The sequence below is a fragment of the Desulfocicer vacuolatum DSM 3385 genome, from assembly GCF_900176365.1.
Classification (GTDB): Bacteria; Desulfobacterota; Desulfobacteria; order Desulfobacterales; family Desulfobacteraceae; genus Desulfocicer; species Desulfocicer vacuolatum.
Window position 1 is genome coordinate 122,944 of sequence record NZ_FWXY01000012.1, and the last position, 20,472, is coordinate 143,415.

Sequence of the window (20,472 nt, forward strand, 5' to 3'; positions counted from 1 at the left end):
CAGTCATAAGTTCTCCACTTTGACGTCACATAATGTGTTTCTTTAAAATTAAACATATCCCATGTGTTATGAGAAATGAGAAATGAGAATTTCGGACTCATGAACAATTGATGTTTCTTGCAATTTATATCAAATTTTGGTTTGATACAAATTCCGTTCTGTAGTGAAAATTTAAACTGAAACTGAGAAAACATATTATTAAATCATGAATGAACACTGCAATAAAATTACGCATCAAAAACCACTTATTCACCAACATTTTTCTGATTGTGCCCGGCATTACCCCCACAAACCTGCAGTCATTTGCGATAAAGATATGTTGACCTATGGAGAATTAGATCATTTATCCAATCAATTGGCCCATCATCTTTTGCAAAAAAAGACCAAAGGTCCAGTGGGTATCGCCATGGAACGAAACCTGAATCTGGCCATCGCCATTATAGGGGTACTCAAGGCGGGCAAAACCTACATGCCCCTGGATCTCTCCTATCCCGGGGAGCGCCTGGCCTTTTTTGTTAAAGACAGCGGCATGTCATCATTGCTCTGCCTCTCTAAACAATTACCCGTCTTAAAACATTTAAAAATTCGCTGTCTGTGCCTGGATACAAATCAAAAAAAAATTGCTCAGCAGCCGGTGTCCCCCCCCTGTGTAACAGTTACCGGAGAGCATACAGCCTATATTATCTATACATCCGGCTCCACAGGACTTCCCAAAGGGGTATGCTGCCATCACAAAGGAGTGATAAACCTGCTGGCGGATTTTCAGAGTCGTCAGCCCATCAGTGTGGGAGATCGAGGAAGCTGGTGGACAAATCTCAACTTCGATGTTTCAGTTTATGAAATTTTTGCGCCATTGACTTCAGGCGCAACCCTTCTTATGGTGCCAGAGTCCATTCGTGTGGACCCACCGGCCCTCATGAACTGGCTTTGCAAAAAAAATGTCACCAGTGCATACCTGCCCCCCATGATGGTGGCGGATCTGGAGAACTGGATTCGACATCACCCCGGTCAATGCACTTTAAAACGTTTGTTGGTAGGAGTGGAACCCCTGCCGGAAAATCTGTTAAATACCATTGACGCCCAGGTGCCGCATCTTCGTATTATCAATGGCTATGGCCCCACAGAAACCACTGTATGTGCAACGCTGTATAATGTTGGCCCTGAAAACCCGCCCCATAAAACCGTTCCCATTGGTAAACCGGTACGCAACATGCAAATACATCTGTTAGATTCCCAAAAGAAACCTGTGCCCGATGGGGAGACAGGTGAAATTTGGATTGGTGGCACAGGAGTGGCCCATGAATATCTGAACCGCCCGGAACTAACCGCCAAGCAATTTCAACCAGATCCTTTTTCAAAAGATCCCACAGCCCGCCTGTATCGAACCGGTGATATGGCCCTTAAACTGTCAGACGGCAACTTCATGTTTGTGGGCCGTGGGGACTTTCAGGTCAAATTCCACGGCCACCGTATTGAACTGGGTGAAATAGAAGCACGACTTCGTCAACATCCCAATATCCGTGAAACGTCAGTACTGCTTCGGGAAAATGAACCCGGACTTAAGCAGTTAACTGCCTACATAGTCTGCAAAACAAAAAAGTCCATCCCGGCCGGTGAACTGAAAGCGTGTTTGAAAATCGCTCTGCCCCAGTACATGATTCCATCGGTATATGTTTTTTTGGACAGAATGCCCGCCACCCCAAATGGCAAAACAGATCGCAATGCTTTACCCACCCCTGATCCAGATACGATAAAAACACAGCTCAATTCCGTTCGTGAGGTGCCGGCATCTGATTTAGAAAAAAAATTAAGCGCCATTTTTGAAAAAATGCTACATATTAAAGGAATTGGCATTCATGATAATTTTTTCGATCTGGGGGGAAATTCCCTTTTGGCCACGCGAGTATGCTCGGCCATTCTCCATGATTTAAAAACATCACTGGAGCTGATCGTTTTTTTTCAAAGCCCCACAGTAAGGGGAATTGCCCAAAAAATAAGCCTTGACCGGGAATCGCTATCAGCACAACCAGAAAATTTAATCCTGCCCGTTCAGGGAGAACGCCGTCAGTTCCCGGCATCCTACACCCAAAAAGGGATCTGGTTAATGCATCAAATGGATCCCAGGGGCATGGTTTATAATATCCCTCTGATTCTTACGATCAAAGGCGCTCTTGATTCAGACTGTCTTCAACAGGCCTTTGACTTCATGGTGGAACGATACGAGATTCTGCGAACAAGCTTTACCATCTCCAATCAAAAACTGATCCAGAAAATTCATTCCCAATTCTCCGTTGATATGCCACTCCGAAATCTATCCCATATGACGGAGTCTGAACACAATATCCAGTTAAAAAGTATCTTGACCGAAATTGGAGAGACCCCATTTGATCTTGGTCGCCTTCCGCTCATGAAGATGGTCCTGGTGAAGATAGCACAAAAAAACTTCAAATTGATATTTTGTATTCACCATATTTTAATTGACGGTTGGGGTATCGGTATCTTTTTCAGGGAGTTGTTCACGGTCTATGAGTCACTGACCCGGCATGAGCCGATTTTATCCTCACCACCGTCGTTTCACTACGGAGAAGTGGTGCTGTGGCAACAAAAAAAACTGATGCAAGAAACCACTGCATCCCACATGGATTATTGGATGCATCAGCTCAGGGAACCCAGGATACCGCTGAACCTGTTCACGGCCAAACCACGCCCCCGGGTTGATTCTTTTAAGGGAGAGCGTCACCCCATAATCCTGGCACGGGAAATCACCGAAAAGTTAAACATCCTGGCCCAGGAAGAGAATGCAACCCTTTTCATGGTATTGCTGGCGGCATTCAAAGGATTGTTGTTCAGCTATTCAAATGAGACTGATATCATTGTGGGTGCCACCGTTGCCAACCGGAATCACCCCCAGCTGGAAAAAGTGATAGGCCCTTTAATCAACTCCATGGCCATGCGAACGGATCTATCTGGAAATCCCAGTTTTCGAAAATTACTGCAACGAATTCGACGCACTGCCCTCGAAGCCTACGCCCACCAGGATGCACCCTTTGAACAGGTTAAAAAAAAACTCAACGCCGGGCAGGAGGGTGGAGCCTTGCCCATATTCCGGGTGCTGTTTATCTTGCAGAACACGCCTTTACCGCAGCTGACACTCAAGGATATCAGCTGTTCCTACGAAGAAGTGGGTAACAAAACTGCAAAAGTAGATATTTTGCTCAACCTGGAAGAAAAGGCAGGGCAGCTGGAGGGATGGTTTGAATACAACCAAAACCTGTTTGCCCCAAACACCGTCACACAAATGGTGCTGGATTTTAAAGCCCTTTTAAAGCACGTATCAACTGACACAGAGGTTGCACTGTCTGAACTTGAAAAACCCATTCGTTCACGTCTGAAAAAATTATATCCGGCAAAGATGGAAAAAAAATTCAGCGCATTTATCATCGGGGAAGGCTCCTTACCCCGTATGTGTGCGGAAATTCTTTTAAAAAAGGGATGCATTCTTTACGGCATGATTTCACCTGATGCTGAAAACCGCCACTGGGCAAAAAAAAACGGAATCTGTGCATTGGGGACACAATCAGATATTAAACCCCTGTTACAAAGAACCTCTTTTGATTACCTGTTCAGTATTGTCAACAGCTACGTGGTGCGTCCTGATATTTTGAAGATTCCCCGACGTTACGCCATCAACTACCATGATGCCCCTCTGCCGCGCTATGCAGGTATGTATGCCACAGCCTGGGCCATCATGAACAATGAAAATAAACACGGCATTTCCTGGCATAAAATGACAGAAAGCGTGGATGCCGGAGATATCCTTGAACAGCAAATGGTGACACTTGACCGGCATGAAACCTCCCTCACGCTGAACAGCAAATGCTATGGGGCTGCAATTGAGTCCTTTGAAATTCTTGTGGACAGACTGATAAAAAATAAAACGATTCTGAAACCTCAAAATTTAAATCTACGAACCTATTACAAACCATATCAAAAGCCGCAGTCAGCCGGTATTGTGATGTGGGAGGAGGATGCAAAAAAAATCCATGCAATGGTGCGGGCCTTAAATTTCGGTCCCTATGACAATCCACTATGTCTGCCCAAATTGTGGGTTGCCAACCAGATGTTTATCATGGCCGAAACCACTCCCATTGAAATCGGGTCAAAAAAACCGCCGGGCACCATTGTGATGCTGGATACCAATTTCCTGAGGGTGGCAACGGGCTCCGGTGATCTGACAATCAAATCCATTAAAACCATGAATGGAATTCCTTTAACGATTACCCAATGGGCCCAAAATATGGGTTTTGTCCCCGGTGATCACCTGCCGATTGTCACAAAAACACTTGTGCAAGCCTTTGAGACCTATTACATTGAAATATGCTGCCATGAGGAGTTTTGGGTTCAAAGACTCAGGAAACCCAGCCCCCTTAATCTTCCCATGCAACGTCTAAAAAAAACAAATGGCAGTACTTTCCGCCCCAGATTTCTGCCAATATCAGCTTGTAATGCCAGAACTGTTTTATGGCCCGGAAAAAAGGAACACAATGCAATCTCCTCACTGGGCGCCTTTGCAGTTTTTATCTCCCGGTACTGCCAGGCCTATGAATTTGATCTGGGCTTCAGACACCCCGGTATTTCTGAACAAACCTCTGAACTGTCAGATTGTTTTGCTGCCTACGTTCCTCTACCTGTGCAGGTGGATGTCAATCAGACCTATTCCGACTTCAGCAAAACATTTGAAAAAAAATGTCACCAGACAATCCAGGGCCGGACATTTTTAAAAGATATCACCTCACGATATCCGGTATTGGGCAAAAATGAGTACGGAGAAAACGGATACACATTTGCCGTGGGGCTTGAAATAGTAGATTCATTTATCGGGTATTGCATGGCTCCCGGTACTGATATGGTGTTCGTCTCCTCGATAAAAGAAAAAAAGTGTCGTATTTATTATGATGCCACTGTTTTGGTGCTTGCACAAATTCAGCAATTGATTCATCGTTTCCGCATATTTCTGACTGTACTGACAGATGCACGTGAAGACCCGATTTTCAGTATCCCCCTGCTTACCGCTGAAGAGTATAGACAGCAGATTACAACATGGAATGAAACCAACATATCGTTACCCCAAAAACCATTTGTGCATCAACGTTTTGAAATCCTGGCAAAACAGATGCCCAAGGCACTTGCTGTGATCCACGGTGAAGAAAAAATCACCTATGGAGAACTGAACAGCCAAACCAACCGCCTTGCCCGAATTCTTCAACATAAGGGGGTTAAACAGGATGTCCCGGTTGGAATTTTCATGAAACGATCCATTCATATGATCAGTGCTATTTTGAGTATTTTAAAGGCAGGTGGGGCCTATGTTCCCCTGGATCCCCGGTATCCCGCCCATCGAACCGCTCTGATGCTCAAGGATTCCGGTGTGCAGACTGTACTCACCGAACAAATTCTTGTCACTGAACTTGAGCAATTCAACATCCAAGTGATGGCCATGGAAAATATATTAAACATTTCAATAAATGAATCATCTGAAAACCTTGAGCATGCCACCCGACCCGGGGATCTGGCATATGTTATTTATACATCCGGCTCCACCGGAACCCCCAAGGGGGTCATGGTAAAGCACGGTGGGGTGGCCAATCACGTCATGGCAGTGACTGACCAATTTGAAATCACCCACAACGACCGGGTGGCCCAATTTTTTTCCATCACTTTTGACGGAGCTGTAGAGGAAATATTCATGGCCCTGACCCAAGGTGCATCCCTGGTGTTGCTTCCCTTTGCACCACTGCCGTCCATGGGAATATTCATGGAATGGGTGGAAACCGCAGGCATCACGGTTCTGGATCTTCCCAGTGCCTTTTGGCACGAATGGATGCACTGGCTTTCAGATGCAAAAAAGCCTGTTCCCCGGAAGCTTCGTGTTGTGATCGTGGGCGGAGAACAGGCGTTAGAATCTGCCTTTGACACATGGATCAAACATACAAAGGGGCAGATTCGATGGTTTAATACCTATGGTCCCACTGAAACCACAGTGATATCCACACTTCTGGAACCGAACCTTGATCCTTGCAAAAAAACAGAAAATCTTCTGTCCATTGGACGTCCCATTGCCAACACCCGAATTTATGTGGTTGACAAACACCTTCAACCGGTTCCCGTGGGGATCCCAGGAGAGATGCTCATCGGCGGTGCCGGTGTGGCCCGGGGCTATCTCAATCAACCGGAACTCACCTCACAAAAATTTATTCCAGATCCCTTTCAAAAGAAAGGAACTATTTACCGCACCGGGGATCGGGTACGGTACCGGCAAGACGGGCAGATTGAATTCCTGGGACGCCTGGACTCCCAGGTTAAAATTCGCGGATTCAGAATTGAACCCGGTGAGGTGGAAGTTGTACTTGGCAGACACCCGGCTGTAGGCCAGGGAGCCGTAACGGTTAAAACAAATCCACAAAAAGAAAAATTCCTGGTTGGGTATGTTGTTCTCCGAAGCGGCATGAGCTGTAAACCATTGGATATTTTAAAGTTTATGAAGCAAAATCTCCCTGACTACCTGGTACCGGCAATGGTGGTTCAATTGAAGTCTCTACCCCGGCTTTCCAATGGAAAAGTGGACCGATGTTCTCTCCCATATCCTGACCTGAAAACAAATGATGAAAAAAACAAACAGATGTGTCAACTTACATCTTTTGAAAACGATATGAAGACCGTCTGGAAAAATGTATTGGGCATTTCATCCATTGGAATTCATGATAATTTTTTTGAACTGGGGGGACATTCCCTTCTGGCAGTACGCCTCTGCTCGGAATTGGAGAAATACCTGGGAAGACGGTTTCCGGTTCAGAATTTATTTCAAGCTCCCTCCATCTCCAAGTTATGTAAAACCTTTTTTGAATGCAGGACAAAAAAAAACCTTCATTCTCTGGTCGAAATCCAGTCAGGTGGCCTAAAGCCGCCGTTGTTTCTCATTCATGTATTGGGTTCAGGACTTCATTTCTGGAAACCCATGCTGCCATATCTGGATAAAAATCAGCCAATTTATGGTTTGTCTGTTCATTTTTCAAACGAGAACTCTCCGGTTACAAACCGGGTGGAGGACCTGGCAGCCCACTATATTAATGAAATGCGGACGCTGCAACCCCATGGACCATATCTTCTGGCTGGGGTGTCATTTGGTGGAATGGTGGCCTATGAGATGGCTCGGCAATTGTTAATAAAGGAGGAGCGCCCAATTTTTTTGGGTCTTTTGGACACTCCCGCCCCTGATGCCATTCAGTTTGTTTCAACAACAAACCGCGTGTCGATCCACCTGAAAATGTTTAAAAAACAAGGTTTCTCATATGTGCAGAAAAAACTCGGATGGCGGATAAAAAGATTCAGACGATTCTTTGAACAAACAATAGCCAATGGTAAGAAAATTCATGTGCACTACTGCGAAAAAATCGGATGTCCACTCAATGCAAAACAGCGAGATTTCAAAGCCAGGTGGGAGAACCAGATAGCCATGAATCACTATGTTCCCAAACCCTATGACGGACATACGGTTTTATTTCGCAGTCAGGAACGCATTTTAGGTGCGGGTGCGCAAGTGGACCCTAAATTGGGATGGGGCCCACTGGTGGGACATGATCTTGATGTAATTGAAACTCCCAGCAGTCATTTAGGAATGCTTCAGGAGCCACATGTACGGTTTGTGGGAGAAAAAATGAAGAAATTAATTAACCGGTCGCTTCGTGAATTTGAATGAATAACCGCCACGGGCGAACCTTTGATGCCGTAAGGAAACATATTGAATCTCAGTATTAGCGAGTCCGGAAATTCATCCCCTGAGCTAAAAACTCAGGGGTTTTCGATAAAAGTAATTTTCAAAACTGATACACCCGGGTGTCAGAGGCCCGGGCCTGCCAATGGGGTTCCCGGTTATCAAAAGTACGTTCTGCAACATAAACCTGTCCCTGAAAATCCATGCGAATCACCGAAGATGACCGGGTACCATAGCCGGAACTTTCAATAAAAAGAGGGGAAAGAATGCGCTCCCACGCCGTACCCACCCCGGTGTCCGGCAGCTGGTGATCCAATGGTTTTTCACGGTCTTTCAAGAGCGAAAAAAGGGATGCATCATCCAAAACCCCGGTGTTTATCAAGGCTGACAAACGATCTTTTCCTTTTTGAACCTTTGGCCAGTCACAATCAATCAAACCATTGCTCAAGCCATACACACCTGGAGAAAGCGTTGTTATCTTATTTTGATAGTTGGAATAATAATAAAACCCTGTGGTATCACCCAAAACCAGGTTGAATCCGTTATATTTTCCCGATGTGGAATGAATCCGCTCAAGATATGACCTTGCAGATTCATCTTTGCAAAGAAAATCACTCACCAGTTCACCTCGGGTGGGTGCTCCGGGATTTAATCTGGCCGGATCCCGAAAATTGGTGATCCCGGCCACCCTTCCTGACCGGGTGATTCCCATCCAGGTGCCACCGCCCTTTAAATCCCTCCCTGCCAGTACCATGGGGTGATCTTCCCACCATCCAAGGGGGGCCGTGGGTCGATCATAAAATTCATCTCGATTGGCACAAAGAATCAGACGATGGTCTTGATGCATGTCAACTGCAAATAGAATCAAACACATAACTTTCCTTTTAAAAATCGACATCTTTCATAATATAAAGTTTAATTCCGCTGGGTTTTTGAAAGATAGTATTCGTAATTCCCGTTGTAGTTGATCATTTCACCCCGGTCTATTTCCATGACCCGATCCACAAGACAACGCAAAAAATGCCGATCATGGCTTACCAGGACAACGGTTCCGGTAAATTTTTTCAAGGCAGAAAGCAAAATTTCCCGGGACTGGATGTCCAGATGGTTTGTGGGTTCGTCAAGAATAAGAAAATTAACAGGCTGCCCCAGGAGTGTGGCCAGAACCACCCGGCTTTTTTCTCCACCGGACAACTGCTTTATTCGTTTTTCCACATCATCCCCAAAAAAAAGAAACGCAGCGCACAGGTTACGGATCACACCGATACCGGCAAGGGGCAGCGCTTCCTGAACAGTTTCAAAAACGGTTTTATCTGCATTGAGAATATCCATGGCATGCTGACTGAAATAGCCGATGTTAACATTGGCTCCGATTTTAACCGTTCCCTTTGTGGGGGTAGCCATTCCTGCAAGCACTTTGAGAAAGGTTGACTTTCCAGCACCATTTACCCCGACCACGGCAATTTTATCCTGCCTGTTGATCAATCCGGAAAGGTTACTGAACACGGTATTGGTCTTTCCGTCAGCAGTTTCCCATGTTTTTTCCAGATTCTCCAGAAGCACAACATCATCACCGGAACGGGGGGGCGGTGAAAATTCAAATTTCATAACCCGCTGCTGTTCGGGAATCTCAATGCGTTCTATTTTTTCAAGCTTTTTAATGCGGGATTGAACCTGTGCAGCATGGGATACCCGGGCCTTGAAACGGGCAATAAAATTTTCTTCCTTGGCAAGCATCTCCTGCTGTCGCCGGTGACTTGCCAAAAGTTGCGCCATCCTGATTTCCCGTTCCCGAATGTAAAAGTCATAATTCCCGCCATAGGTGGTAATGGTTTGATTGGCCACCTCAACGGTGCGGGAAACCACACGGTTCATGAAATCCTGATCATGGCAGGTCATCAACAACGCACCTTTGAAATCATTTACCAGCCAGTTTTCCAGCCAGAGAATGGATTCCATGTCCAGATGGTTGGTGGGCTCATCCAGAAGCAGAACATCGGGATTGATGGTCAAAATTTTTGCCAGGGCAATGCGCATTTTCCACCCACCACTGAAAAACGCCACGGGCTGTGTGTAATCTGCAGGACCAATACCCAACCCCGTAAGTACTGTCTGGGCACGGGATTCAAGATTATACCCGTCTCGATTTTCAAATGCCTCGACAGCTTCACCATATTTTTCAAGGAGCTGTTCCATGGCGCTGTCCTCCATGGGTTCTGCCATGGCCGCTTCCATCTCTTTCATCTGCTCCCCCAGCCTCATCACATCGCCGGCGGCACTCATGACTTCAGAAAGCGCTGATCCTTCTTCCATATCCCCCACGTTTTGGGAAAAATAACCTATTTTTGTTTTTTTAGAGCAGGAGATTTCCCCCTCATCTGCCGCCTCTTCCCCGGTAATCAGGTTAAAGATCGTTGTTTTTCCGGCTCCGTTGGCTCCCACAAGCCCCATGCGAGCGCCGGGTAAAATCTGCAGGCTTGCGTTTTTAAATAAAATTCTGGATCCGTGCTGCTTTGATATTTTTGTCAGATGAATCATCTTAAGTGCCCCAAAAAATTATGGAAGATACCATATTTAGAGATCATTTTGCAAGCAGGTAAATCCATTCCATCCCGATCAGGCGGACACTGAAATCCAGATGTGTTTCATATAAAACGGGCATGTCTTGGCGGACACAACGAATATAGGGTCGTAGACGCGGAGCCAAATGGTATTATGCCGCCACCCCGACGGGCAATGGGCCCGGACCGGAACTGTAGACAGCTCAATTGTCCGGTTCCTATTGCCCATCGGGGGGGGCGGCTCTGCCTTAGCTTGCCCTGGAGGCTGCATTGTATATAAAAAACTGCCACGGGCAGACCTTGTACTGATCCCACAACGAAGCTTGGAATACGCCTCTGATTTGTGGAGTATTTCATATAACCGCCACGGGCGGACCGTATTCTGATCCGGCTCTGCCCACAACAAAGGTAGAAATACTTCACAGATTTACGGAGTATTTCATATAAAAAAAAATATTGACACGAGGATGGACACAGATATATCGTTATGATATATAACGATATGAATCGTATGCTTTTGCAAAGCAACAAAATAATTCATTTTGGGTTATAGAGTCTTATCCAAGAAACTGGGGATTAAGTCCAGACCCGGTACCGCCAGCGGCGCATAAAAAAATTTAAAAGATGTTTTTGGTTTATTCATAAAAAATAAGGAGTGAAGATGGGTGCAAAAATCTATAGCCAGCTGCGTGAACAGATGGATCAATATTCAACAGGCTTTCCATCCACCGAATCCGGTGTGGAATTGCAAATCCTTGAAAAACTTTTTACCGAAGAAGATGCTGAAATCTATCTGGATTTAACCATGCTCCTGGAATTGCCGGATGAATTTGCCGCAAGGACCCACCGCTCCCAGGAAGAGGCCGGGGTAAAACTGGAAGAGATGGCAAAAAAGGGCCTGCTTTTTCGCCACGTCAAAGAAGGCAAAAAACGGTATTCTGCGGTGCCCTTTGTGATCGGTTCATACGAATTCCAGCTGGGACGCATGGATAAAGAACTGGCAGAACTGACAAACTCCTATATGGAAGAAGCTTTTCTCACCGGCATGGGTAACAACATCCCTCCCCTTAGAACCATTCCGGTGGGGAAATCAGTGGATGTTATCCATAAAGTGGCGGCATACGAGGACGCCAAAGCCATTGTCAACGGAAAGGATAAGATAGCAGTGGCAAACTGCATCTGCCGTACCCAGCAGAATCTTCTGGACAAAGGCTGTGACAAACCCCTGGAGGTGTGCCTGCTTTTTGGGTCCCATGCCGACTACTACGTTGAAAACAAAATGGGACGTTATATAACCAGTGAAGATGCTTGCAAAATACTTGACCTATGTGAAGAGGCAGGCCTGGTGAATCAGCCAGCCAATATGGTAAATCCCGGGGGCATGTGCAATTGCTGCCAGGACTGCTGCGGCGTGCTCAGGGCTCTCAATCTTCTGCCAAATCCCGGAGAAATGGTGCATAACCGTTACTGGGCAGTGGTTGATCAGGAAGCATGCATCGAATGTGAAGAGTGTCTGGACCGATGCCAGATGAATGCCATTAAAATTGAAGATACCGCAGCCATTGAAAGTGCAAGGTGCATTGGATGCGGCCTCTGCGTCACCACCTGTCCTGTGGAAGCCATCAAGTTGGAAGAAAAACCCAAAGAACACCAGGTACCGCCCCCAGCCAGCGGCCAGGAATTAATGGCCATGACTGCTGAAAAAAGAGGCACTTCCCTGATTCCTTTGAAGATGCAGCAGTAAAACCATTATTGTGAATTGAATCTGGCCCATATTGGATTCCTGGCTCTCAGGGAGTCAGAGCAAATCAATTTACCTGGCAATCCGGCTAAAAATTCGATATATCCAAGCCCCAAAATATAAGTGGTAAATTGAAAATTTCTGGCTCCTTTATGGGTGGGGCACGCTGAATATTTTGGCATCTATCTGGACCAAAGTCCCCAAAACGCAACAGAAACTCTATTTTTTGAGGTAAATTATGATTGAAATGATGCTGTTGGGATTTCTCATGGACGGTGAAAAAACCGGATATGAGATCAAAAAATATATGGAAAACAGTACCGATTTTTTTTTCAATACCGGATTCAGCAGCATTTATCCCAAGTTTAAAAAAATGGAAAAGGACAGCCTGGTTGAAGTCACTGAAAAGATCAAAAACGGAAAACTCAACAAGGTGTATATTTTAACGGATAAGGGGGAAAAAACATTTTTGGAGTGGTTGCAAAGCAAGCCCCATATAAGTCGTATCCGTGACGAGGCACTTTTAAAAGTGTTCTTTTTTGATCATCTTGACCAGGATGAGATAAGAAATCAACTAAAGGACTATCTTGAAGATATTAAGGATCAGGTCAGCACCCTGCAAAACATCCAAGAACGATTCGCATCCGGAAAAATCCCCCCCTGGAAAATGGAAACGTTGGCCTTTGGTATCCGGTATTATACTTTTTTAGAACAAAGTTTCACTGAAATGCTAACACAAAACGATTTGAAAGAGATATGATTTTGGCCAATTTGCTATCAAGCTTAATTTCCCGGGACTTAATAACCTTTTTTATATGAAACACTCCGCAAATAGGGGTGTATTTCAAGCTTTGTTGTGGGTGGAACCGGATCAGAATACGGTCCGCCCGTGGCGGTTATATGAAACTCCGTACAAAGCAGCGTAATAATTAGAGTTCCATTTTTCGCTGTGGACAGGTCAAATCCCAATATGGTCTGCCCATGGCAGTTATTGCAGCTCTACCTTCCATTTGTATCTCATTTTGCAGCAATTCCCGGTCGTGATCTAATTATGATGGTCTCGTAAAAAGCCTCAAGGCCCATCCTTGACCACAATATGTTGATAGTGATCAGAACTCAAGACCGCATATAGTTTAGCTAAAATTTCATAGGCCGACTTTTTACAGGTTCATCAATTATCTGATTTTATTTAATCTTAACCAACATAGCTTCGCGGCAATAGAAACAATAAAATCAATCATTTTAGATATTTATCATAAAGCTTACCGAAAATCGCTGCTCATCTTGAACTTTTCCCGCCATCAATGTAAAAATCCATAACAACAAAATATTTATATACAGGAAAGACTATTTTTTAAAAAAAATAAAATTTTTTTAACTTCCCTCCCCTTCCCTCCCCTTCCCTCCCATTTTACAAAAACTATCAAACAGAAATATTCTTTTTATTTTCAAATCATTATGCAAGTTCCACACATTCATTTTCCCAAACGGTATGGCCTTTGCGTTGTAAAGATAAAATTAAGCATTTTGCATTTTCTGAATTATATTTTTTGAAGCTGTAAAGTAATACCCATTGCTCCAGATTCATTATTCCCAAGAACTTAAACGAATTGGGATGAGATGGAAAATAAGATATTAAATTTTACGAACAAGTTATCCCATGGATTGATGGTACCAGGAAAGGGCATCACCATTCCATAAAAATTGATGCAACCTTTCCAACCAGGTCAGCATCAAAAGAATAAAGAAGCTCTTAAGGTTCTCAAACTCATAAAGTGATGGAATCATGAAGAGTTTAATTACACAGCAGAAAAAATCTCTTTTTCTGCACAATAATTAATCCGTAACACAGGAGGCATTGCGTGGCTATTAACTCCCCTTTAACTGAATTAGATATTAACCTTGCCGACAAAGGTTTTTATAAAGGTTTCAACCAAATAGTAACCATAGGGACAAAGATATTAATTGCACTTCTGGTCATATGGGCTGCAGTTTTTTCAGAACAGGCCGGTGCTGTCTTAAAAAAAATGCAGGGATGGTCTTTTGAGTCTTTCGGGCCTTGGTATATTTATGCCATGGCATTTGTTGTTATTCTATGCCTGATTTTGGCGATCTATCCGGCCATGGGTAAAATTCGCCTGGGTGGTGAAAATGCCAAACCCGAATTCTCCACGTTTTCATGGTTTTCCATGATGTTTGGAGCCGGTGTTGGAATTGGTATGCTCACCTTTTCCTCGGCTGAACCCATCTATCACTTTGCCAGCAACCCTGATACCATAATGGGGCTTGTTGAACCCAAAGCCCAGGAGACCCTTCGTTCTGTTTACAAATGGTCCTTTTTCCACTGGGGGCTCACAGCATGGGGTTGCTACGGCATTGTGGGACTTGTCCTTGCCTATTTTTCCTACAATCGTAATCTGCCCCTGACCATCCGTTCCGGTCTAACCCCGCTGTTTGGTAAAAAGCTCGAAGGAATTTTTGGAGATATTGTTGATATCACCGCAGTCATTGCCACCATTCTTGGCATTGCTGTAACCATCGGATATGGTATTGCCCAGTTTGCATCGGGCATGCATACGGTGGCTGGTGCCCAATGGATGGTTAATGCCGATGGTTCCCCCACAAACACGGCCATGCTAATCGCCCTTTGTGTGGTCATGGCAACCTCCATTCTTTCAGCAGCTTCCGGTGTGGGTAAGGGGATCAAATGGCTCTCCAACCTCAACATGGTGCTCTCCTTTTCACTACTGGCATTCTTTTTGATTTTTGGTGCACCCATGGTGGCCATAGAATCACTATTTTTGGGTATTTGGGATTATATCATCAACTTCCCTGTCCAGGCCATAACTTACTGGCCCAACTCTGAAGTGGAACCTGCTGCCACCCTCTATAAATGGCAATCCATTTGGTGGACCGTATTTTACTGGGCATGGTGGATCTCCTTTGCCCCCTTTGTTGGCCTTTTCTTTGCCCGTATTTCCCGGGGCAGGACCATCCGGGAGTATGTTCTTGGCACCATGGTTATCCCGGCTGTCATGTGTTTTATCTGGTTCACCGTTGTGGGCGGCACTGCCATTGACCTGGAGCTCACCGGTAAAGCAGGCGGTAGCATTCTTGGTGCTGGCCAGGAAGCCCAGCTATTTGCCACCCTCAGTGTTATGCTCTCTCCCATAATGGCCAAGGGTATGTCCTTTATGGTGGTCATATTGCTCATAACCTATCTTGTCACATCAGCAGATTCCGGCATTCTCGTTATCAACACCATCAACGCCGGTGGTGATGATCGTCAAAAAGGAATAAAACATATTATTTTCTGGGGAGTTGCCCTTACCACGGTTATTGCAGTTCTCCTTCTGGCAGGAGGTCTCACGGCTCTAAAATCTGCCATGCTGGTGGGAGCATTGCCATTTTCCGCCATAATGGTTCTCATGGGATTTGCCTTGCTAAAAGCATTGATCCGCGATGCCATGCGATCAAAGGAAAAAAATTTCAAAGGCATCCCTGCCGATGCAAAACAGATCTAATCACAAAATGTACAGAAAACCTATGACTAAAAAAAGGAGAAATAAGGAAGATGTCATTCTTTAACTATGCCGTTTCTAAAACAATTATGCACGTTCCATCCCCAGTGGTTCACCACTTTGCAAAGGATTATGTGGCAGGGAACGACCTTGATGATGCCGTTCGTGTGTGTCGTGAACTCAGCGCCAAAGGCATTGAGTCCACCCTGGATATCCTGGGAGAGTACATAACAAAAAAAGAACAGGCTCTTCCCTTTAAGCAGGACTGCATAGATATCCTGGAGACCATCCATCGCGATAAACTGGATGCCAATCTCTCTGTTAAACCAAGCCAGATGGGATTGCTAATGGATTACGATTTCGCATTCAATAACCTCAGGGATATTGTTGCCAGGGCTGCCGAACTCAACGGCTTTGTGCGCATTGATATGGAAGACATTGAATGTAACGAAGACACCATCAAAATATATCGCATTCTTCGGGAAGAGTTCCCGGATCACGTGGGTACCGCACTACAGTCCTATATGCGAAATGCCATGGACCACCTTGAACTGCTTGGTGATGGCCCCATTAATCTTAGACTGGTCAAGGGAATTTTCATTGTCACCCGCCAACAGGCTTGGCGGGACCCTGAGCTCATCACCCGCAACTATATCCAGCTCCTGGAACGGATGTTCGAGCTTGGAGCCTATGTGGGTATAGCCACCCACGATGAAAGACTTTATTATGAGGCACAGAAACTGATCAAAAAATTTGGTCTTAAAAGGGAGCAATATGAGTTTCAGATGCTTCTGGGGGTGGACCCAGAGTTGCGGGATTTGATCGTATCTGAAGGACACCGCCTGAGGGTATATATCCCCTATGGAAAACAGTGGCTGGGATATTCACGAAGGCGTTTACTGGAAAATCCAAATATTGCCCGGGCAGCCCTGGGTCAAATGCTTCGGGGTACCGGTGGAAGATAATTTTTATATGAAATACTCCTCAAATCAGAGGTGTATGTAAACTTTGTTGTGGGCAGAGCCGGATCAGAATACGGTCTGCCCGTGGCAGTTATATACAATGCAGCCTCCAAGGCAACCTAAGGCAGAGCCGCCCCCCGACGGACAATAGGAACCGGACAATTGAGCTGTCTACAGTTCCGGTCCGGGACCATTGCCCGTCGGGGGGCGGCGGTATAATACCATTTGACTCCGCGTCTACGACCCTATATTTGTTGTGTCCGTGAGGACATGCCCGTCGAGGGCGATACAATTATTCCTGCCACTAATCCCCCAATGTGCCACCCTGTGATCAATCGTCTTTTTTTCGATTCAAGTGGTGGGTCAGGCCATGTTTTCTCAGCTTCCGCACCACGGAAGTCTGGCTGGTTTTAAGAAAAGCAGCCAGGCTTCTGGTGGAAGCACACGTTTCCAGTGCCTGGAGTAACATCTCCCTTTCCACAGCCATGACCCGTTGGGCAAGACTCTGACTGGGTGGAATACTCTTTGGGGAATGAATTCCGTCTTTGAGAAGTTTTTTATTATTTAGAAGCTCATTGATGGTATTTGCCCCACCCATTACAACGGCTTTTTTTATAACATTCTGCAACTCCCGAACATTACCCGGGAATTTATAACATCGAAGTTTATCCAGCTCCAGTTGCTCAAAGGTGCAGGCCATATCAAATTCTTTATTATATTGCTCCAGAAAAAAACGGGACAGCGCCATAACATCCTCGGGTCGTCTACGTAAAGGAACAATCTTCAATGTAAAGACGTTCAATCGATAATAAAGATCCTGTCTGAAAAGGCCATCTTTAACCGCCTTTTCAAGGTCAAGATTGGTGGCAGCTATAATGTTACAATCAATTTTAACCGGTTTTAACCCACCAAGATGCATCACCTCCTTGTCTTCCAGGGATTTTAGCAATTTTGCCTGCACTGTCATGGAAAGCTCACCAATTTCGTCCAAAAAGAGAGTGCCTCCTTTTGCCATTTCAAAAAGGCCTATTTTTCCTTTTTCACTGGCCCCTGTAAAGGCCCCTTTTTCGTAACCGAACAATTCCGCTTCCAATAGAGTTTCCGGTAATGCTGCGCAATTGATTTGCACAAAGGGATTTTGCTTGCGAGAACCGTTATTGTGAACAAATTTAGCCAACAGCCCTTTGCCTGTACCGGATTCTCCCAAAATAAGAATATTGGAAATATTCAGTTCAGACAATTTCAAAGCTGTGGATAGAATCTCCCGCATCTCTCCACTAACTGCAATTATTTTTTGTTTTTTCAACTCCATCATGTTTAACTTGGTCAACTCATCCTGGAACCGACGATTGATATGACGCTGGCTTTCAAGCTCTCTTTTCAGATGATTGAGTTGAGTGAGATCCCGTTCATTGACGATGACCATGGAAATTTGTCCATAATCGTCAAAAACCGGCGTTCCAGTAATTAAAAGATCTCTGTGTTGTTTTATGAGGCGTTGCATCATGCTTATTTGCTTTTTTTCTTTTAAGACCCTTTCAGTGACACTCTCATTGATATGTCCCCGGTCCAGAAGTATCTGATAAGAAAGCCCCACCATCTCTTGAGCCTTACACCCAATACTTTTTTCCGCAGCCCGGTTAAGGGTTATCACAATCCCTTGTCCATCAAATACCCAGATACTTTCTGATGATTCATTTAGAATGGTTTCCAGCTGCTGATTGGTGGTTTCCAGATTTTTTGTCTGCCGTTTCACTTCAATGGCAAGTTTTTGATTAATACGCTTCTGGGCCTGCTTTAACTCCATCTCCCTGGTGATGTCCTGGTGGGTTCCCACCATTTTAACGGGAACGCCGTTCTCATCCTTTTCCGTAACAATGGCCCGGGATCGAATCCAGCGATAGTTGCCATCCTTCTGGCGCAGCCTGTACTCCGATTGATAAGTCTCTTTTTTTTCTTTTATAATATTGACCAGCCGTTTCAAGGCTTGGGATTTATCATCGGGGTGAAGCATCTGGGCCCACTTTTTAATATCTCCGGGAAGCTCTCCTTCTTCATACCCGTAAATTTCACTGTACCGGGGACTTAAAAAGCCCTTGTCTTCCGGGATATCCCAATCCCACAGCCCGTCCACAGTGGCGGAAAGTGCATATTCCAGATGGGCATTTTTCCTTAATTGAGCCTCCTCTTTTTGTTTTATTCTGGTGATATCCTGTACAATTGTAACCATGGCAATGGCTTCTTTCTTATCGTCAAGCACCGGAGATGAGTACATGAGTACATTGAGTTGTTTACCTCCCGGCTGGTGGATCTGAGCCTCATATTCCCTTGCAATATAATGATTCCGGGACATAAGGTGATGCACAAATTGTTCTTCGTTTATTCCCCCCGAATCCGGATAAAAGCACTTGCCGCCGATATCAAAAAAAGCATCTTTAAGGGTATTATTGATAAGACTGCCGGAAATGCCCATGATACGATGAAACTCAGAATTGGCAACCAGCACCCGACGTTCCCCGATGCGGGTGACAACCACCCCCACCGGGACCTGGGACATGGCATTGTGCAATACCCGGTTAAGTTCTATAATTTCATTTTCAGACTCATAGTCCGGCAACGTCTTATCTCCCATAAATACACCTTTTTTCATTGCTCTTTTAATACTTCATAGCCATGTGATCTCCATCAGCAAAAGCCCAATACTTAATCAAGTCATGGATATATCTATCACACCCACCGGGAATATCAATTATTCACAGGTATCATAGTTCTTTCACCCTGGGATTTTTTTGAGACAAAATAGAAAGACGGTTAAAATATCAACTCCGCATCTCAAAAAAAAACGGAGCAAAAACTTTTTTATAAGTCTGCCCCGTTTCGTCTACTCAACCACCTTAAACCATCTTGCCGGCACCGGATCAGCAAAAATCGCATATCAAAAAAATCCCATGGATTACACTGCCAGGCTCAAACCCAGCTTATCTGCCATGGGAACCATGACAGATAAAAAACTGAGGATTATTTGGCAGCCTTCATATGATCCGCAAGCGGTTTACACTTTTTTAAAAGTTTATCCCTAAGAATGGAAACATTGCTCTTGAAAGTGTAAAGTGGCAATGAACCATGCCGATTATTTCTGTGCCATCATTTCACGAATTTTCACCACGCCGTCATGGGCATCCTCGGCATAGGCATCGGCTCCAATGCGGGCGGCCCATCGGGGGGTCACAGGAGCGCCACCCACCACGGTACGAAACCGGTCTTTGAGTCCGGCTGATTTCAAAGCCTCTTCAAGGGTTTTCTGCTGGTTCATGGTGGTGGTCAGCAAGGCACTGGTACCAATGACATCGGCATTTACTTCCACGGCCTTTTCAAGAATAGTGTCGATGTCCACATCCCGTCCCAGGTCATGGACGGTGAAGCCGTTGGCCTTCATCAACGATACCACAATGCATTTCCCAATATCATGAACATCGCCCTTTACCGTTGCCACAACCACCGATGCGCCGGACTCTTGAGCACCGTCACCCTTGGCAGCCAAAGCGTCATTGATGATGTCCGTTGCCACTTTCATGGCATCGGCGGCCTGCATCAGCTCGGGCAAAAAAAGCTGGCCACGGCCAAAAAGGTCCCCCACCTCATTGATTCCGGGGATAAAGGCATTATTCATCAATTCCAGGGGGTCCTGGCCGTCCCCGATCACTTTTTTTGCAATCTCCTCCACCCTGTCCTTATCTTGGGCCACCAGCATTTTTTTTGCTTCTTCAATGAGTGCACTATCTATCATTTTATTTTTCCCTCAATGTAAAATGTAATGGATCAATCCCCCACCATTTGAGGCGTTGTTTTGCAATCTACCGGATCTGTCGAGCCTCAAAGTTGAGCTTGATATTTTTTTATATGAAATACTCTGCAA

At 45.2% G+C, this 20,472-nt stretch carries 9 protein-coding genes; 5 read left to right on the forward strand and 4 right to left on the reverse strand.

Annotation, left to right across the window (positions count from 1 at the left end):
* Positions 1 to 205 precede the first annotated feature (205 nt).
* Positions 206 to 7,756, forward strand: a complete 7,551-nt coding sequence (locus tag B9A32_RS12195; RefSeq protein WP_084069724.1) for an amino acid adenylation domain-containing protein — start codon at positions 206 to 208, stop codon at positions 7,754 to 7,756.
* Between the two features lie 118 nt (positions 7,757 to 7,874).
* Here B9A32_RS12195 and B9A32_RS12200 read toward each other — a convergent pair whose 3' ends face one another.
* Both B9A32_RS12200 and B9A32_RS12205 read right to left on the reverse strand, forming a co-directional pair.
* Positions 7,875 to 8,645 (reverse strand): NRDE family protein, encoded by a 771-nt coding sequence (locus B9A32_RS12200; protein WP_084069725.1) that lies wholly within the window; start codon positions 8,643 to 8,645, stop codon positions 7,875 to 7,877.
* Between the two features lie 41 nt (positions 8,646 to 8,686).
* Entirely contained in the window at positions 8,687 to 10,309 is a 1,623-nt protein-coding gene (locus B9A32_RS12205) for an ABC-F family ATP-binding cassette domain-containing protein (protein WP_084069726.1), read from the reverse strand.
* 684 nt (positions 10,310 to 10,993) lie between these two features.
* Here B9A32_RS12205 and B9A32_RS12210 point away from each other — a divergent pair.
* The 4 genes from B9A32_RS12210 (at position 10,994) to B9A32_RS12230 (ending at position 16,559) form a co-directional block, all read left to right on the forward strand.
* Entirely contained in the window at positions 10,994 to 12,076 is a 1,083-nt protein-coding gene (locus B9A32_RS12210; RefSeq protein WP_084069727.1) for a 4Fe-4S dicluster domain-containing protein, read from the forward strand.
* A gap of 235 nt (positions 12,077 to 12,311) precedes the next feature.
* Positions 12,312 to 12,833, forward strand: a complete 522-nt coding sequence (locus B9A32_RS12215; RefSeq protein ID WP_084069728.1) for a PadR family transcriptional regulator — start codon at positions 12,312 to 12,314, stop codon at positions 12,831 to 12,833.
* Between the two features lie 1,102 nt (positions 12,834 to 13,935).
* Entirely contained in the window at positions 13,936 to 15,597 is a 1,662-nt protein-coding gene (locus B9A32_RS12225; RefSeq protein WP_084069730.1) for a BCCT family transporter, read from the forward strand.
* A 50-nt stretch (positions 15,598 to 15,647) separates the two neighbouring features.
* Positions 15,648 to 16,559, forward strand: a complete 912-nt coding sequence (locus B9A32_RS12230; protein ID WP_084069731.1) for a proline dehydrogenase family protein — start codon at positions 15,648 to 15,650, stop codon at positions 16,557 to 16,559.
* Between the two features lie 328 nt (positions 16,560 to 16,887).
* Here B9A32_RS12230 and B9A32_RS12235 read toward each other — a convergent pair whose 3' ends face one another.
* A complete protein-coding gene (locus tag B9A32_RS12235; RefSeq protein WP_084069732.1) occupies positions 16,888 to 19,206 on the reverse strand; it encodes a sigma 54-interacting transcriptional regulator in 2,319 nt (772 codons plus the stop codon).
* 480 nt (positions 19,207 to 19,686) lie between these two features.
* Positions 19,687 to 20,343: a cobalamin B12-binding domain-containing protein gene (locus B9A32_RS12245; protein WP_084069734.1), complete on the reverse strand. Its 657-nt coding sequence runs from the start codon at positions 20,341 to 20,343 to the stop codon at positions 19,687 to 19,689.
* Positions 20,344 to 20,472: the final 129 nt, after the last annotated feature.

What these genes read in the sequence shown, in the direction of transcription:
- B9A32_RS12195 (WP_084069724.1), top strand. Translation starts at nt 206, where the DNA reads ATGAATGAACACTGCAATAAAATTACGCATCAAAAACCACTTATTCAC.
- B9A32_RS12200 (WP_084069725.1), bottom strand. Translation starts at nt 8,645, where the DNA reads ATGTGTTTGATTCTATTTGCAGTTGACATGCATCAAGACCATCGTCTG.
- B9A32_RS12205 (WP_084069726.1), bottom strand. Translation starts at nt 10,309, where the DNA reads ATGATTCATCTGACAAAAATATCAAAGCAGCACGGATCCAGAATTTTA.
- B9A32_RS12210 (WP_084069727.1), top strand. Translation starts at nt 10,994, where the DNA reads ATGGGTGCAAAAATCTATAGCCAGCTGCGTGAACAGATGGATCAATAT.
- B9A32_RS12215 (WP_084069728.1), top strand. Translation starts at nt 12,312, where the DNA reads ATGATTGAAATGATGCTGTTGGGATTTCTCATGGACGGTGAAAAAACC.
- B9A32_RS12230 (WP_084069731.1), top strand. Translation starts at nt 15,648, where the DNA reads ATGTCATTCTTTAACTATGCCGTTTCTAAAACAATTATGCACGTTCCA.
- B9A32_RS12235 (WP_084069732.1), bottom strand. Translation starts at nt 19,206, where the DNA reads ATGAAAAAAGGTGTATTTATGGGAGATAAGACGTTGCCGGACTATGAG.
- B9A32_RS12245 (WP_084069734.1), bottom strand. Translation starts at nt 20,343, where the DNA reads ATGATAGATAGTGCACTCATTGAAGAAGCAAAAAAAATGCTGGTGGCC.